The following is a 16,280-nucleotide window of genomic DNA, read 5'->3' as shown; positions in this document are numbered from 1 at the left end:
GTGAGCTTGTAGAGCACCAGGGTATCGGAAAGCCCAGCGAGTGCCCTGAGCCTTTTTTCAGGGAGGGTTGCGGGGGCAAGGGTGAGGACTTCCTCTTTCTGGGTGAGGGGCAAAGCGGCATATGCTGCCGCCAGCTGAAAGGCGCTGATACCAGGGACGACCTCTAAGGTGAGGTCCGGAAGGAGTGTGCGGAGGGCAGAGAAGAGGCGGAAAAACGACGAGTAGAGGAGAGGGTCTCCGAGGACGAGGAACACCGCTTCTTTATGGTGTCCGGAGGCAATCGCCTCGACGACTTCCCGGGCAAGGGTAGCGAAATCCTCCTGGTCGTGGAAGGGGAGGAACACAACCTGGGTGTCTTGAGGGAGGAATTTTTCGACGGTCCGGTACGCCCGGCTCTCCCCGGATCGGGCAAGGGGGGCAAAGACGAGGCGGGCCTTCCTGAGGCACCTTACAGCCCGAAGGGTGAGGAGGTCCGGTTCCCCTGGGCCGGTCCCGATGAGGATGAGCTTCACCACCGGTACCCCCTCGGAACGATGAGGGTGTCGCCAGAGCTCTGAACCCCTTTTGGGGGGATGAGGAGGAGACACGACATATCGAGGTCCTCAGGGCGGAGGTCGCAGAGCCTGACCACGCGTTGTTGCCCTCCTTTCCGCGCAATCCCTACTGGGAGGTCCTGGCCCCGCGCTCTGGCGAAGATTTCCCTGAGGAAGGCGAGTTTCTCTTCTTTCCCCTGCCCGACGATGTTGTACACGGAAACGGTGAGGTCGGTTCCGGCAAGCCGCTCAAGGTTTCTCTGGATTTCTTCCCAGGGGGTGAGGTAATCGCTCAGACTCACCACAGCAAAGCCCTTCACAAGGGGAGACCCAAAGGAAGCCGCGGCAGGAAATACGGCGCTTACTCCGGGAACGACACGGAAGGGAATCCCCTCTTCCTGGGCCATTTCAAGCGCTGGTGAAACCGCTCCGAAAACCCCGACGTCCCCTCCAGAGACGAGGGCAACGATACTGCCGCATCGGGCAAGACGCAGGGCTTCTTGAGCCCGCTCCACCTCCTGCTTCATCTGGGAGAAACGGTGGAGGACCCTTCTTTGAAAGCGAGGGGGAAGGAGGTCGAGGTACGCCCTGTACCCCAGGATGACCTCCGCCTCCTCCAAGGCCTCCAGGGCTTCAAGGGTTATGGTGTTTACCCCGTCCCCTAAGCTGACGAGGAGCAGGCTCCCTCTTCGGGACCACGGTTTCCTCCCTAAAGCCAGCGCAACCTCGGGGTACACGGTTTTGGGGACAAGGAGCGTGTACCCCCGGGCAAGGAGCACCGGTTCAGCCACTCCCGGAAGGCCGAGGTGTTTCTCGGCACAGGGTGAGGGTGAGGGGGCAGGGATGTTTCGAAGGACGTCCTCGTCAACGAGAACGCTCCGCACCCCGAGTTTTTCGGCAAGGAGGGCAAGGTCTTTCGCTTTCCGGCTGATGCTCACGAGTTCTCCCAAAGAGGCGAGGGCAAAGCCCTGGCTTTCAAGGAAATCCCTGATGTGGGCGACCAGGCGTTCGGCGTCGTACGCCTTCCGAAAGCCAAGGCCCACGGCGAGGGTTTTTGGCCGGAGAAAGAGGGCGGACGTCTTTGGGAAAAGTCGCTCGCTCAGCACAAGACAGGTTTGGGGTAGCGGCCCGGTGAGGGGCCTTGTGTCGTAGCCGGGAAAGGGCAAAAGGGGAAAGGGGTCGTCGACGAAGAGGGGAACCCGATCTCCGCGGGCAAGAAGACCGAGGATTGCCTTCTCGTGCTCCCGGTCTCCCTCAAGGGCACACCCCAGGCGCTCAGCGAGTTCCCTGGGGGTGAAAACGCCAAAGGCTTCGGAAGCCGTGGTGAGAACCGCTCGGGCTTTCAGGAAGCGGGCAAGGCGAAGGGCAAGGGCATTCACCCCCTTTTCGTGTCCCCCGCAAAGGGGGATGACGAAGTCCCCGGAACCCGGAACGCAGAGGATTCCCGGGTCTTCCTTCTTGTCCTTGAGGAATGGCGCTATGAACCGGACAACAATGCCCAGGCTCCCGATGCACACGAAGAGGTCAGCACGCTCCCAGAACGTCTCGAAAGCCTCCCTTGGTGGACCGCTCCAGAGGAGGGCCTTCTCCCCGAAGAAGTCCAGTATGGCTTTCTCAAGGGAGGGAGAGGCAACGCAGGGGACGATGACAACCGTCATGGGGTTTTCCTCCGGTAAAGATGTGATCGCTCCCCCTGGGCTTTCAGGAACGCCCCCACGAGGATAATGGTGCTTTCCCGACGGTGCAGGGCTTCTGAGAGACGCTCGAGTTCTCCCAGGGTTCCGGTGAGAATCTGTTCGTCAGGCCAGGTGGCGTGGTACACCAAAGCAGCAGGGGTTTCGGGAGGGTACGCCTCAAGGAGAGCCCTCTGAACTTCCCCGGCAAGATGGGCGCTGAGGAGGATGGCCATGGAGGAGCGGTGTTCGGCAAGAAGCGACAGCCTTTCCCTTTCGGGGACGGGAGTGGTTCCGGCGCAGCGGGTGACGATGAGAGTCTGGCTCACTCCGGGAACGGTGTACTCCCGGCAAAGACACGCTGCGGCGGCTGAAACCGAGGAAACTCCAGGAACAACGGTCACCGCAATCCCTCGCCGGTTCAAAGCGGCGATTTGCTCGGTGAGGGCACCGAAAATCGAGGGGTCTCCGGAGTGGAGGCGCACCACCGTTTTCCCCTCCCGCACGAAGCGCTCGATGCAATCGACGATGTCCTCAAGGGAAAGGCGGGAGCTATCGATTTTCACCGCTTCTTCTCGGGCAAAGTCAAGGATTTTTGGGTTCACTAAAGACCCCGCGTACACGATACAGTCCGCCTCTTCAAGGAGCCTTTTCCCCCGGAGGGTGAGGAGTTCTGGGTCTCCCGGTCCGGCTCCGACGAAGTACACGGTCTTCATGGTTTTCTCCCCCAGACGATGAAGACGGTGTTCAGGGACTGGCCCTGCCGGCTTCCCCCCACAAAGCGGGTAATGCTCTGGGAGAGGACCCCAACATCCCTCCCACAGAGCGCATCGAGGGTTGCCACGGCCTCCTCAAGGGTCCCAAGCGTTGCGGCGCTGCAGACGATCCGGCCACCCGCCTCGAGGAGGGCGTAGCTCTTTTTGAGGATTTCCCGGAGATTCCCCCCGCTTCCCCCAACAAAAACCCGCTCGTAGGGTCTTTCGGGGATAGCAAAAGGCGCGACACCTTCGTGGATTTCGACGTTGGTGATGCAGAAACGCCTGAGGTTTTCCCTGAGGTATCCGAGGGCTTCGGGGTCCTTCTCTACGGCTACCACCTTCCCTCCGGGGATACGGCGGGCCATCTCTACGGTCATACCCCCGGCTCCCGCCCCCACTTCAAGGACGGTCATCTCTGGGGCGAGCTCCAGAATGCCCAGAAGGAGTATACGGGTTTCCCTTTTCGTCAGCGGAATGGTACCCCGGAGGAATTCGTGGTCCTCCAAGAAACGGAGACCCCGCCGCTTTCCGGGAGGAACAAAGAGGAGGAAAAGGCCATCCTCTTCGGGAAGGGCTTCCCCGAGGCTTTCGGGGGTTCCCCGCCCAATCCATTCCCCCGGAAGCGATAGGTCCTTTCCAGCGAAAACCTCCGTATGCTCTCGCAGAGCCCTGATGATTTCGAGAATCCTTAAGGTCTGGAGCCGTCGCCCCGCAAAGACCACCACACCATCTCCCTGCTCCAGGGCAAAGACAAGGCGCGAGAGGTCTTGGGTCGCGTGGCAGTTCACGATGGGACAGTTATCCCAGGGGATGCCCAGACGGGCGAGGAAGTACTGGAAGCTACTCACCCCGGGGACGATTTCTAAAGACCAGGAGGCAGGGAGGTGCTTGGCAAGGCTAAAGAGCATCGGGTCTCCTGAGAGGAGTACCGTCACTTCGGCGAAATCCTCAAGAACCTGGCCAATCAGTTCCCGCATGGTTTTTTCGTCTCCCCGAAGGGGAATGCCCACCTTGTGCGGGAAAAGGCTCAGAAGGTCCTCCCGCCCCATGATCACCTGGGCGCGTTCTATGGCCTCCTTCCCCCGGAGGGTGAGGAACTCCGGGTTCCCCGGCCCCACACCGACGAGCACCACCCGTGGCATCTCATCCCCTCCCCAGGACCCCATACCGGAGGGAAAAAACGATGCTCTCCACTTCGGCTTTCCCTCCCAGGCGGGTGCGCACCCTTTGAGAAATCTCCTGCGCGAGGTAGGTGAAGAACTCCCGGTGTCGTTCCCAGGCCATGAGGTGCTCAAGGGCCTCTTCGGTTGTTTTGGCTTCCCACACCGCTTTCCAGAACCTCTCCGGTAAACCAAAGCGGACAAGATGGGCAAAGAGGATTTCCCGCCGGGCATCGGCCACCTCGTGGTGGAGGTCGAAGATGCCTCCGGCCACTTTGACCATCTTCCCTACCTGGCCAAGGAGCACAACCTGAGAGATGCCCTCTTTTCTGCAGACCTCAAGCGCAAATCCGAGGAAGGTTCCCACCTCGACTGTGGCTGCTTCAGGGAAACCGAGTTTCCGGGCCCAGGTTCTCCCGTGGTTTCCGAAAACGAGGTAGACTCCTCCCCCAAGGAGGGCCCGCTGGCGAAGGTGCAGCCGGATGGTTTCCCGGAAGGCCTCACAGGAAATAGGGCGGACAAGGCCCGTGGTACCGAGGATGGAAATACCTCCCACAATGCCAAGAAGGGGGTTACAGGTTTTCCGGGCAATCTCCTCACCCCGGGGGATGGTGATCTCCACCCACCCACCAAGGCCTTCGGGGAGGACTTCTCGGAGGTTTTCGGTGATTTGCCGGCGAGGAGAGGGATTGATGGCCCACGCTCCCGGAGGGACGGGAAGTCCCGGCCGGGTGACCTTGCCCACTCCGGTGCCTCCGGTGATGGAGATATCCCCCTGGGGAAGTGGGGTGAAACGGACCCTTATGAGGGCTTTTGCGGTGACGTCATGGACTTCGCCGCAGGGTTTTTCGGTTTCGGCCCAGCATACCCTACCCTGCCGGGTGGTGACGACGGCCACCCTGGTTTTCCCTCCCTGGGGCAGGGTGACCTCCACCGCATCCGGGGATTCGCCGAGGAACCTCAGGGCGGCGGCCTTTGCGCAGGCGGCAGTGCAGGTTCCCGTGGTGGGGATGAGAACGCCCTGGTCAGGCATGGCTTTTCCTCCGCAGGAACTCCCGGAGTAAAGCGTTCAGAGCAGCTGCTGCAATGGGGCTTCCTCCCCGGGGGCCACGGAGCACCAGGGCGGGAACGGGAAGACGCAGGAGCGCTTCCTTCACCTCTGCAGCACCCACGAATCCCACGGGACAGGCGAGCACCCAGTCAACCCGGTACCCTCTTGCTATCCACTCAAGGAGCCGCCCAAGCCCTGTGGGGGAATTGCCAAAGACGAACCCCCGGATACCCTGCTCGCAGGCAAAATCCACTGAGGCCGCCGCCCGGGTGAGGCGGTGCTTTCTGGCTCTTTGGTCGCACGCTTTCGTGTGCACGAAGGTGGCAAGCTGCACCCCGGATTTCCTCAGGAGTTTCTCGTTCACACCGCTTTGCACCATCGCCACGTCGCAGAAAATGGTGTACCCCGGGGTCAGGCTCTCGAAGAAACGTTCGACGAACCCCTCTTTGAGCGCAAGAAGCGGAAGGAGCGAGAAGTCGGCCGTGGCATGGACAATCCGCTCAAAGAGGAAGGTGTACGCTTCAGGCAGGGCGTAGGATGGGAGGACGCTCCGGATCATCCTGAGGCTCAGCCGCTCAATGTCCTGTCCCCGCATGGGTGAGGAGTTCCTCCACTCTTTCCCAGAGCATCTTCACAAAGGTTTCCTCCTGAAGGAGCCCTCGGGAGAGAACCTCTACTGTGAACCCTTCCTCTCTGAGTCTTTCTCGTAAGGAACCACGGCCTTCGGCGATGTCCTTTTTGAAGTGGTGTCCGGTAAAGAACATGAGGGGCCAGAGAATAACCCTCTGTGTGCTCTTTCTGAGCCTTGGGAGGAGCTCTGCAAGGCTCGGGTTTCCTTCAAGCACCACCACACCGCTTTGGGGGCCGAAAGCCCGAGTTACGAGCCCATCGAGCTCCCTGTAGGCAGCTTCGCCCCTTTGACTTCCGTGTCCTACGAAAACAATGGCAGTACCCTGGTCTTTGAGGTACGGAGCCACGAGAGGGGTGAGGGCGGTGACCACCGCTCTTTGGTCTTCCGGTGTTCCAAGGAGTGCCCGCCCGAAGAGCATTTCCGCAAAGAGGGGATTCCCCCGGATGTCCCTGAGGGTTGTGAGAGCGGCGCAGAAGTTCAGAACCGCGGTGTACACTGCTCCGGGAACAACAGAAAGCGGCTGGACGACCACACGGGTGTACCCTGCATCGTGAATCCGCCCAAAGGTGGTGAGGAGACCCTCCATCCCGTGGTGTCTTTGCACCGTGGGGGAAACCAAAGACGAGAACACTCCGACTCCTCTCAGGACTTCCTGTGCCCGCTTCAGGAAGCCCTCGAAATCCTCCAGGGGCTCCGGTTGCGTTGTTCCAAAAGCCGCAAAGAGTACGGCGGTTGCCATCATCCTCAAAAAAGAAAAGCTCCGTCCTCTGTCCTCCGCAGAGAACGAGCACTGCTTCCCGGGCCGGTCTCCTGACTCGAAGGTCCAAGCCTACTCGGCCCGCCTTCCCGGACTTTCTCCGGTGGCATCGTGGGCCTTTCGTCCCTTCTCACAGTGGCGGGACCGTGCCGGATTCGCACCGGCTTCCCGAACACCCGGGAAGGACCCTTTTTCCGTATTATACCATGGGCGTGGTACAATAAACCACAAAGTAGCCAGAGGAGGGATAGCGCATGCTCCAGACGATAACGCTTGAGACCACGGCGAAAGAAGAGGTTATCGATATCACGGATGAGGTGGCCCGGATTGTGGCGGAGGCCCAGGTTGAGGAAGCCGGAGTATTCGTCTACGTCCCTCACGGCGATGCGGCAGTCAACATCCAGGCTGGGAAACCCAGGACGTCAAAGCCGCCGCTCAACGACCTCTTGAAGAAGGTCCTGGAGAGAGATGAGTTTGCAAAGCCGGAAACCGGTGCGGCCTTTGTGGCCCCCACAGAGGTTCTCATCGCCCACCGGGGCAGGCTCCTTCTTGGGGAGGACCAGCGGATCTACTTCTACGAGTTCAACGGTCCGAAGAGGCGTTCGGTGTACGTCCTCGTCATTCCCTCTTCCGCTCGCTGGGGGAACTGAGTCACCTCGTTCCCCCGCCTCACTGATCTTTGGAAGACCCCGGCGTGGGCTGCCCGGATGTCCTCCACCGAGAAGAAGGCCGAAGGACTGACGGTGTGAATGACGCTGAGGACTTTCCGGAGGTCCCTTCGCCGGACCGCGGTGAAAATGCGTTTCACCGGTCCCCGGGTGCCCCTGTCCGTCGAAAGCCGTGACGCCGAATCCTTCGCGCTTTAGGGCAGAAAAGAGCCGCTCTCCGTCCTGCTGTAGGATTACCCGCACGATGGCATACCCTATGGCAAACCACTCTTCGATGGAGATACCCAGGAAGTTCCCCAGAGCAAATCCTGCGGCGTACCTTAGAAAAGCGACGGGGGTCCTCGTGTGGGTGATGAGCCGGCTCACCACCACAATCCAGATGAGGACCTCGAAGAACCCAAGGAGCGGAGCAAGGCTTTTCCCCTACTGTACCACGACGTTTCTGGTTTCCCCTCAAGAAGGGTGCGAAAGATTGGGGCGAAGGCTCTCTCCCGGTCAAAATCGGGGTTGAGGACGAAGAGCGTTCCCCCGTGACCCACGTTCGGGACCACAAAGAGGAAAGCGGTGTTGCGCTTCTCAAGGAGCTTCGTAAAGAGCTTCTCCGATTGCTCCCTGGGGGTGATTTCGTCCCTCTCGCCGACGACAAGGACGTAGACAATGTGGGTGTGCTCCACTTGGAAAACCGGAGAGAGTTCCCTGAGGTTGCTCCTTCCCTCGAAGAGGTCGAAGAATACCTGGCGGATGAGGTTTTTGAAGGGGATATCGAGGGTTTCGTCATATGCGGGAAGGTCGTAGGGACCACTTAGGAGGAATACCTGGGTGATGCTCCTACATACATCCTCCGGGAGCACGCCATGCTGCACGGTGGCCAGGGCCACAAGGTGCGCTCCGGCGGAGTGACCACAGAGGACAAACCTCTTTTGCCCCCCGTATTCCTCGATGTGGGCAAAAAGCCAAAGCAGTGCCTGGCGGATATCCCCAAGGATTCCCGAGAAACGGACCTTCGGGTAAACCCGATAGTCCAGGCTCACGAAGAGGTACCCCGCTTTGAGGACTTCCCGGGCAAAGTGGCTGTAAAGGACCTCATCCTTTGAGCCTCCAATCCAGGTTCCTCCGTGGACGAAGACGAACACCGGGAGCTTTTCGCCGCTAAGGAGACGCAGAGGCACAAGGATATCGAGTGTCTGCCCCCTCTTTTTCCCGTAGGGGATGTCCTTGTAGACCAGAGCCTCGGCGTAGTCGGCAAGGATCAGGGGAGGCATGAAGAGGGGTTTCCCCGTCCCTGGCCTTTTCAGGCCAAAAAAGCGGGCGAATTCGTCCTTCATCCTTTCGTTTTCCCAAAAAGAAAAGGCGAACTGCTCTTGAAGCTTTCGGGAGAGGATTGAGGCAGCGTTCTCCAAGGAGATGTAGCTCAGGAGGAGGAAGAAGAGCACGAGGACCGTTGTACTCTGGAGTGCCGGGGTATGCCGTTTGCGAATCATGGCAGAGGAGCTCCAAAATCCCTTCGAGTTTTTGCGAAGGCCGTAGAACTCACCACAACCTCAGTGGTATCGCTCTGGCCACTCTTGTCAGAGGCAATGATGTGGTGCTCTCCCGGGGGAAGGGAGACGAAGAGGGTCCCCCCGGGCTGGCTCTGTCCGGCGTATGTCCCATCCACGAACCAGAAGATGGGTCCCTTTCCCCCTTCGGCGCGGAGAGGAAGACGGAGAGAAGACGCGCCGGGAAGGGTGAAGTACCGCCGGCCGGGGACCGGGGAGACGATGGCAAGGGGAATGGCGTCCGGTCTTCCCAGGGCGGCCTGGACTTCCCCGGACCAGGGGGAGGATGGATTTTCCAGGGAAGTGGCGTGGAGGTCGCAGACCTCAAGAGGAGAGACGCCCTTAAGGAAAGGTGCAGGGATTGTTCCCTCGCAGCAAGGTGAGGCGATTTTCCCCGAAACTGGACAGACTTCCCGCCACTCGATATCCTCGGGACACCCGTACCACACCCGTTCTCTCCCCATGAGGTACTCCATGATGCGCAGGGCACAGGGGGCGGCAAGGCGTATCCCCACGAGTTCCTCGTGGGGCAGGCCCCGGGGATCCCCAAACCACACGAGGACCGTGTAACGGGGGTTGTACGCCACAGTCCAGGCGTCCCGAAGGCCATAGGAGGTTCCGGTTTTGAAAGCACATAAGGGCGTGGGGAGTGTCCTTTTAGGGAGAGGGTTGAAGCGGAAACGGTCGGCGAGGATTTCGGCAACCATGTAGGCGCTTCCCGGAGAGAACACCCGCTTGTTCTGCGGGCCTTCATCCTCGCGGAAGAAACTCAGGGAGATTGCCTCCCCAAGGCGGGAGAGGGCGGTGTACGCCCTGGCGAGTTCCAGGGGCGTTACCTCGCATCCCCCAAGAACCAGGGCGTCCCCGTAGAAATCGGCACTCCTTTGCAGCTTGGAGAATCCCAGGGTTTGCAGAAGACCCAGAACGTCCTCAAGGCCAACCTTTCGGGCCACCCGCACGGCCGGGACGTTCAGGGACAGGGCCAGGGCCATTTCGCAGCTCACCGGTCCCCGGAAGCCTTCGTCGAAGTTGCGGGGGACATTCCCGCGAAGGCCAAAGGGGGTATCGGCGATGATGCTTGAAGGAACGAAAAGCCCCCGATCAAAGGCCCGGGCGTACACAAAAGGCTTCAGAGTGGAACCTGGAGAGCGGGGGGCCTGGAGGCAGTCCACAAAAGCCTGTTCGGGGTCTCTGCGGAAGCGGGCGTTCCCCACATAGGCGAGGATTGCGCCGGTACTGTTCTCCACCACCACCGCGCAGGCGGTGATTTCCCGGGGGAGAGTAACCAGAGCCTCGTCGAGGAGCCGCTCAAGCCACTCCTCGAGGGGAAAGGAAAGGGAGGAGAAGACCCGGGGTGAGGTCGTGGTTTGCCGCAGGAACCAGGCAGCGTGGTATGCCAGGCGGGGAAAGCCCCGGGGAATGGGAGGGGGAAAAGAGGCGTACAGGGCGTATGCTTCCTGAGCGATGATGCCTCTTCGGCAGAGGCGTTCAAGAAGGGCGTTCCGCCGCTTCAGGAAGCCTTCGGGGTTTTTATCGGGCCGGAACCGTTCCGGGGCAGGGAAAAGGCTCACCAGGGAAGCGGCCTCAAGGAGGGTGAGGTCTTTTGCGCTTTTGCCGAAGTAGTACCAGGAAGCGGCCTCAACCCCTTTGATGTTGCCCCCAAGGGGGATCCGGTTGAGGTACGACTCGAGGATGTCCTCCTTGTTCAGGACACGCTCAAGGCGCAGTGCCAGAAGGTATTCGCCGAGTTTCCCCTTCAGGGTCCTTTCCCGGGGTAGAACAAGCCGCACAAGCTGCGTGGTGATGGTGGAGGCTCCAGAGACCACCCTCCGGGCACACAGGTTCTGCCAGATTGCCCGGCCCAGGGCAAGGAAATCCACGCCAGGGTGGCTGAAGAATCTCCGGTCCTCGCTCTCCACTGCAAGGAGGGGAATCCACTTCCCCATCTCTTTGAGGGGTACTGGGATGAGCCATGCATCGTCCGGGGAGCGAAGAAGACAGAGCAGCCGTCCCTCCCGGTCGTAGAGCGCAAAGGAGGGAGTGTAGGTACAAAAAGGAGTCACCTCAAGGGGGAGGGAGAGAAGGTACATCCCTCCCCCAAGAAGCACCACACCTCCCAAGAGCACACCCCAGAGGATGCTGCGTCCTCTCTTCCGCATCATTCTACCCGGAGCGTTCCACCTCCGGAGAGACTCGATATCCCTGGATTGTACATGCACTCTGCCTGTACTGGAGCTACGGTGAACGTCCCGGAAGTAACGGCCGTGACACGGTAGCGGTACGATACCTTCCCCTCAAGATGCGAGAAGAAGAGCACCACCCGGTCGTCCCGGCGGTCCACAAAGGCTGGGAGCGTTGCTTCCCCGGTTTCCCCGGAGGTTTCAAGGTGGGTGAACTCCAGCCCTCCGGGGAGGAGGTCCACCACCACGACGTTGTCGAGGGGCCTTGGGGCTTCAAGCTCAAGAAGGACCAGAATGTCCTCGCCCCGAGGGATGACGAGGTCTTTCAGGGGATTTCCTGAGGCATCGAGGTACGTCCTCCGGACCGCCATGCCCCGGTCCCAGGGTGATGGAGGCGTTGCCGGCACACCCTCGGTATGGAGAAGGTAGAAGATTCTCCCCTGGCCTTCGTTCCGGATGGTCCACGGCGGGGAGGGGAGGAGGGCGAGGTCAAGACCTGCCCGGTCCTTGCCGCTAAAGGAAGCAAGGGTCTCGCCGGTTTTCCCAAGGATTCTCGCTTCGAAGGTTTCGGCTCGCCTTTCCTGGGCAAAGTACCGGGAAAGGGCAAGGAGGAGGAACGCCGCTTCCTGGGTGGAAAGATACGCCCGTTCCTTGAGAACCTCCTGGAGTTTCCCCGCAAGGTACGTTGCCCGGGTGTGGGTGGGGTCAAGCTCAAGCTCAAGGAGGAGGGCTAAAGCCCCCTCCCGCAGGGGCGATTCGTACACCCCACCGCTTTGGGGCTCTCCGGAGAGATCTGGCGTCCACTCCCCAACTAGGCTACGGGCAAGGTCCCTTTGGCCAAGGAGTGCATAGGTGAGGGCGAGGAAGAAGACTCCTGACCCCCTGAGGTACGTTCGTTTTTCCCGGAGTTCCTCAAGGGTGCTCAGGGGCCTTTCCCCAGAGAGTGCAAGGACATAGGCGGCGTAGGCTTTGGCGGTGTAGAAATCCCGGAGTTCTTCTTCCCAGCTGGTGTACGGTGGCGTGGTGAGCAAGCGCAGGAGGTAGCTTTTGGCTTCCTCAAGGGGTGAGGAAGGAATGTCCATACCCCGTTTGTGCGCCTCCAGGAGGAAGTGGTAAGCGTACGCCGAATCCCAGGGACGGCTCCCTCCTCCCGGCCAGGCGCTGAAACCACCATCAGGGGTCTGGAGGGAGAGGATTCGGCGAATCTTCCGCATGAGGTGTTTTTCGGCAAGTGCCCGAGGAGCAAGGAGGGGGTCAAGGTCCTGCAGGTATTCTGGAAGAAGCAGGGCCACCCAGCCACTTGAAGTCGTCTGCTCCAGGCACCCGTACGGGTACTCCCAGAGGATTGAGGCAAGACGCCTGAGGTCCACGTCGGGAGTGCCGGAGAGAAGCAGTTGCCCCCCAAAAGTCCGGACCACGAAGCTCTCTGGAATGTCCAGGGTTTCCTCCTCACCGGGGTTGATGCTTCCGGCAAAGGAGACGGTGATTCTTGGAGCGGCCGGACGTATGGGGAAGCGGAAAACCCTGTGCTTTGTTTTTTCTGCAAAGCACACCGAAAGGTTCATCTCCGCATCTCCGACAATCCCCAGGGTTTTTGCTGAAAAGTAGGCCACGTCTTTCCCCCGGGGTGGGAGGGTGAGGGTGACTGCTTTTGGGGTGACCTCGAGGAGGTCGTTGGTCGAAAGGGTGAGCGTCACCTGGGTTGGGGCATCGTTTTTCGAGAAAACCGTGACCGGGATGGTGCAGGTGTCTTCCGGGGCCAGGACTTTTGGATGGAGGACCTCGGCCACGATCTCCTCTTCAAGGAGGACCTCTATGGCGCTGCTTCCAAACTTGTCCTCCTTGAAGGCCAGGGCCACCAATCGTGCCGTTGTGGCTATATCGGGGAGGGAGAGTTCGAGCGTGACCTTTCCCTCTTTGTCGGTGACAAGACCGGGGACAAAGAGGGAGAGGACTTCAAAGAGTGCAGGACGGAGGAAGGAGAGCTGTGCCTTGAGGAAGGCCTCTTCCGGAGCACCTCCGGCCGGATGGAGCAGGGGCGTTGTTGAGGGTTCACCCAGGATGAGGTTGCTGTAAAGGTCAAAGGTTCCGACCCCGAGGCGGCGCTTGGCGGAGAAGAACCCCAGGGGATCGGGGACGGGCTCATCGGTGAGGGCGAGGATGCCAACGTCCACAAGGCTTAGGGTGACTTCGGCTCCGGGAACGGGATTTCCATGGGTATCCCGGACCGTCACCGTACAGGGGAGTTTCTCCCCGGGGCGGGTGCTCGTTTGGGTCGTGATGGTCACCACGAGGCGATGGTCTTCCTGGTCCACGAAGAGGGGCGTGACCCCCAGGGCCCGAAGCGGGCCTTCTTGTGGGGTACCTTCCTTAAGGAGCACAAGGGAACAGTAGGCGTTGGGGGCCATGGCCTCGGTGACCTCGAAGCGGATTTCGCCGCTTTCCTCAAGCGCAACAACCTGAGCGGACACGATGGTGTCCGTTTCCACGGTGAACAGGGCTTTTCCGGCGAATGGTGCCCGGTACCGCAGGGTGGCCTCTTCCCCCAGGCGGTATCGGGATTTGTCAAGGACAAGGTTGAGGCGGTCCGGCAGGGCCTCACCCTGGGGGGCAAGACCGTACCGCCCGAAGACGAAGAACCTGCGGGTAGTGGTGCTCAGAGACTGGGGCTCGCTCACCTCAAGGAGGTACTCTCCGTAGGTTCCAGGCGTAAAAGTGTAGGTTCCCTTCCCTTCGGCAAGGGAAAGGAAAGTCTCCACCTCAGGCACCCATTCCTCTTCCTCCCGGTACCGCAGGCTTTCTCCCTCTTCCGGGGCAGAAAGCACAAAATGGCGCAGGATGCGGAAGATCCGGAGATTCACTCCGGTTTCTTTCGGCTTTCCCTCTCTGTCAAGTGCCACAAGGGCAATGGTGAGGGGGACTCCCGGTTCAAACTCCCCTTCCGGGAGGGCTACTCCCAGGTACACGGGGTAGGGAGAAACCAGAATGCTCAGGCTCTCACTCACCGGGCGACCAGCAGGATCGCTCACGGTGACGGTGACTTTCCCGGTGAGGAGGGCAGGAGGACGGAGGTCCGAAGGGACCGTGAAAGAGAAGGACGCCCTTCCCTCTTCGTTGAGCATCCCCTCCCCAAGGGGAAGGGTGAAGGGGGAGAAGGTCGCTTCTTTGTTGCCGAAGGTATAGGTGGCAAAATCGGGGAAGGAGGGCAGAGTACTTTCAAAGACCACCTGGGCGGTGAAGGGGAGCCCCGATGCCTTCCGACCGAAGAGGTACTCACCGGCAACGTCCACACTCACGTCTTCTCCAGTTGCGGCCAGAAGAGAACTCGCCTGAAGGTTGACCCGGAGGCGAGGAGGAACGAACTCTTCGACGAGGAACTGCCTCTCCGCAAGGACCGTTTTCCCGTCTGGGAGGGTAAGGGAGAGGACGTACGCTCCTGTGAGGGCGTTCTCCGGGAGTAGAAGAGAGAAGGTTGCCCCACCCTGTGGGGAGAGTACGGTACTTTCTTCCGCGATTTCCCGGCCCAGAGGGTTTCTCAGTGCAAACCGGACGGGGAAAGCTGGCGGCGGAAGGAACTCTGGTCCCCGGACAATGGCCTGGGCCTTGAGTTCTTCACCTGGCCGGAAAACTCCCCGGGGGAGGTAGAGGAAAGCCTCGTAGCCTTTTCGCAGGTACTCCCGCCCGGTGGTGTCAAAGCCGCTTACGGCAAAGAGTTCTCCATCTAAAACCAGGAACGAGAGGTCATCCGGGGTCTGCACCGTGACGATGTAGGGTCTGGTCTTTTCGTCCCAGGGGATGTCCCGAGTCCCCAGGAAGAGTCCTTCCTCATTGCAGGTTCCTTCAAGGAGCAACTGATTGGTTCGGGAGAAGACCTTGACCCAGGCGTTGACAAGGGGTGTTCCATCCCGCAGGGAATTGGCCCAGACGAGGATACCCTGGGGGAAGACCTTGGCGACGATACCGATATCGGTGAAGGCCACAAGGTGCTCAGCAAAAGCCCAACCCTCATCGCTTGCGTCCTGGGCGATGAGAAGATACGTTCCCTTCCGGTTTCCCGTGAGGTGCACAAGGTCTAAGGCTTTCCGCACGGGGACATTGGGAGGACTGTCGTTGAAGAGTGTCTCTTCCCGAACGAGTTCCCCTAAAGCCTCGGCGGGAACCTGGGGGAGGTTTGCCAGGGCGATGGGGATGTTGTTGTCGTAAAGCCGCCACAGGAGCACCCGTACCTTGGGAACATTGAGGAGCATTACGGGGATTCGTGTCCCCAGCGCTTCAGTGATGTAAGTCCCGGTAACGGGGAAGGCAACGGAAGGAGAGAGGTCGGGAATGATGACCGCCTGGGTGAAGTCTTCAAGGAGTTTCGCTCCGTTCTTTGCCTGGGCCCCGCGCTTCACGGTGATGACCTTCCGTTCTCTGGGGAGAAAAGGTCCAACAATCGCAAACCCTCCGTAGCTTCGGCGGACTGTGAAAGGGGATGGGGGGTCCACGCGGACGAAGGGGGCGAGAGTCTCCGGATCGACAGGGGTGGACGTGGAAAAGTCGATGACGCAGGACTCAGGGCTCTCGAAGTACACCCAGTTCCCCAGAATCTCAAAGGCGTAGGTGACTTCAAGGGTCTTCCGGTAGGCATCCTCAAGGCCTAAAGGACCCCGCTCGCTCGTGAGTCCGGGGAGGATTTCCACGGAAAGTACCGGTTCCTGAAGGGGAACGGTTGTCAGGTAGAGCCTGGTGCTTGCCGGACCTAAGGGGAGCGCGTAGGGAATTTCGTTTCCCTGGGCATCCCGAAGCGTCAGAAACCCCCGGAGTTTCTGGGGAAGCACAGGAAGGGAGAAACTGCACTCCAGCACCGCCCCACCTTCCTCGGTGTAGTCCACCTGCTTGATGCCAAGGACCCTAAGGGGCTCGGTGGAGAAGGTGAAGTCGTGGCGCCCGGCAAGGAGCCTGCCCCGCACATCCCGGAAGTCATCCCGGAAACGGAAAACGTACCGGGTAGCTTCCCGAAGCGCTCCTTTGGGCTTCAGCACCAGGGTTTTCTCATCCTCCCAGAGGAACTGCCCCTGGAGGGGCGGGTTGATTGAGAGGGGAAGGAAGGAGAAATCCCTGAGAACCCCGGTATCTTCACGGGTGACGGCTTCTCGGGAGAAGACGATACGGATTTCGGTGAGCACCGGTGGAACCAGGGTGTCGGGGGGTGGCAGGATGGAGAGGATGGTGAACTCTTCCTCTTGGGCGAAAAGGAGGCCACAGAGCGCCAGGACCCCGACCACTACGAAAACAGCCCCACAGAAAAGGCGACCTTTCACGGGGAATACCCTCCTTTCCCCTCTATCA

At 60.3% G+C, this 16,280-nt stretch carries 11 protein-coding genes, 1 pseudogene and 1 riboswitch; of the genes and pseudogenes, 1 reads left to right on the top strand and 11 read right to left on the bottom strand.

Annotated features, from left to right (window positions below; all coding sequences use genetic code 11):
- Positions 1-35: 35 nt before the first annotated feature.
- From ACP6EK_RS01545 to ACP6EK_RS01515, 7 genes and pseudogenes are all read right to left on the bottom strand, one after another.
- Positions 36-512 (bottom strand): annotated as a pseudogene (locus ACP6EK_RS01545) (SAM-dependent methyltransferase); the annotation flags it as partial.
- Complete coding sequence (locus ACP6EK_RS01540) at positions 509-2,191, bottom strand: cobalamin biosynthesis protein (protein ID WP_438316902.1); 1,683 nt, start codon at positions 2,189-2,191, stop codon at positions 509-511. The pseudogene ACP6EK_RS01545 and the gene ACP6EK_RS01540, both read right to left, overlap by 4 nt.
- Positions 2,188-2,922 (bottom strand): precorrin-4 C(11)-methyltransferase, encoded by a 735-nt coding sequence (gene cobM / locus ACP6EK_RS01535; RefSeq protein WP_438316900.1) that lies wholly within the window; start codon positions 2,920-2,922, stop codon positions 2,188-2,190. Before cobM ends, ACP6EK_RS01540 begins: the two co-directional genes overlap by 4 nt.
- The gene (cbiT, locus tag ACP6EK_RS01530) at positions 2,919-4,106 is read right to left on the bottom strand and encodes a precorrin-6Y C5,15-methyltransferase (decarboxylating) subunit CbiT (RefSeq protein ID WP_438316898.1); all 1,188 of its coding nucleotides are present in this window, start codon (positions 4,104-4,106) and stop codon (positions 2,919-2,921) included. The genes cobM and cbiT overlap by 4 nt, the downstream gene beginning before the upstream one ends.
- A gap of 1 nt (position 4,107) precedes the next feature.
- The gene (gene cbiD, locus ACP6EK_RS01525; RefSeq protein WP_438316895.1) at positions 4,108-5,157 is read right to left on the bottom strand and encodes a cobalt-precorrin-5B (C(1))-methyltransferase CbiD; all 1,050 of its coding nucleotides are present in this window, start codon (positions 5,155-5,157) and stop codon (positions 4,108-4,110) included.
- A complete protein-coding gene (locus tag ACP6EK_RS01520; RefSeq protein ID WP_438316892.1) occupies positions 5,150-5,770 on the bottom strand; it encodes a precorrin-8X methylmutase in 621 nt (206 codons plus the stop codon). Before ACP6EK_RS01520 ends, cbiD begins: the two co-directional genes overlap by 8 nt.
- Positions 5,751-6,548, bottom strand: a complete 798-nt coding sequence (locus ACP6EK_RS01515) for a sirohydrochlorin cobaltochelatase (protein ID WP_438316889.1) — start codon at positions 6,546-6,548, stop codon at positions 5,751-5,753. Before ACP6EK_RS01515 ends, ACP6EK_RS01520 begins: the two co-directional genes overlap by 20 nt.
- A 41-nt stretch (positions 6,549-6,589) precedes the next feature.
- Positions 6,590-6,758, bottom strand: a riboswitch (cobalamin riboswitch).
- 59 nt (positions 6,759-6,817) lie between these two features.
- On the opposite strand from ACP6EK_RS01515, the gene ACP6EK_RS01510 reads away from it, so the two are divergent.
- The gene (locus ACP6EK_RS01510; RefSeq protein WP_438316886.1) at positions 6,818-7,213 is read left to right on the top strand and encodes a YjbQ family protein; all 396 of its coding nucleotides are present in this window, start codon (positions 6,818-6,820) and stop codon (positions 7,211-7,213) included.
- Here the strand turns inward: ACP6EK_RS01510 and ACP6EK_RS01505 are convergent.
- From ACP6EK_RS01505 to ACP6EK_RS01490, 4 genes are all read right to left on the bottom strand, one after another.
- Complete coding sequence (locus ACP6EK_RS01505; RefSeq protein ID WP_438316883.1) at positions 7,138-7,371, bottom strand: DUF2179 domain-containing protein; 234 nt, start codon at positions 7,369-7,371, stop codon at positions 7,138-7,140. The two genes, ACP6EK_RS01510 and ACP6EK_RS01505, sit on opposite strands and share 76 nt — an antisense overlap.
- A 222-nt stretch (positions 7,372-7,593) precedes the next feature.
- On the bottom strand, positions 7,594-8,712 hold the full coding sequence (locus ACP6EK_RS01500) for an alpha/beta hydrolase (RefSeq protein WP_438316880.1): 1,119 nt from the start codon (positions 8,710-8,712) through the stop codon (positions 7,594-7,596).
- Positions 8,709-10,931: a penicillin-binding protein 1C gene (pbpC, locus tag ACP6EK_RS01495; RefSeq protein WP_438316877.1), complete on the bottom strand. Its 2,223-nt coding sequence runs from the start codon at positions 10,929-10,931 to the stop codon at positions 8,709-8,711. Before pbpC ends, ACP6EK_RS01500 begins: the two co-directional genes overlap by 4 nt.
- Positions 10,928-16,252, bottom strand: coding sequence for an MG2 domain-containing protein (locus ACP6EK_RS01490; protein ID WP_438316875.1), 5,325 nt, complete (start codon positions 16,250-16,252; stop codon positions 10,928-10,930). The genes pbpC and ACP6EK_RS01490 overlap by 4 nt, the downstream gene beginning before the upstream one ends.
- Positions 16,253-16,280 lie beyond the last annotated feature (28 nt).

Origin of the sequence: Candidatus Caldatribacterium sp. SIUC1 (genome assembly GCF_051549785.1) — a bacterium.
Classification (GTDB): Bacteria; Atribacterota; Atribacteria; order Atribacterales; family Caldatribacteriaceae; genus Caldatribacterium.
This window is presented reverse-complemented; position numbering and strand designations above follow the sequence as displayed.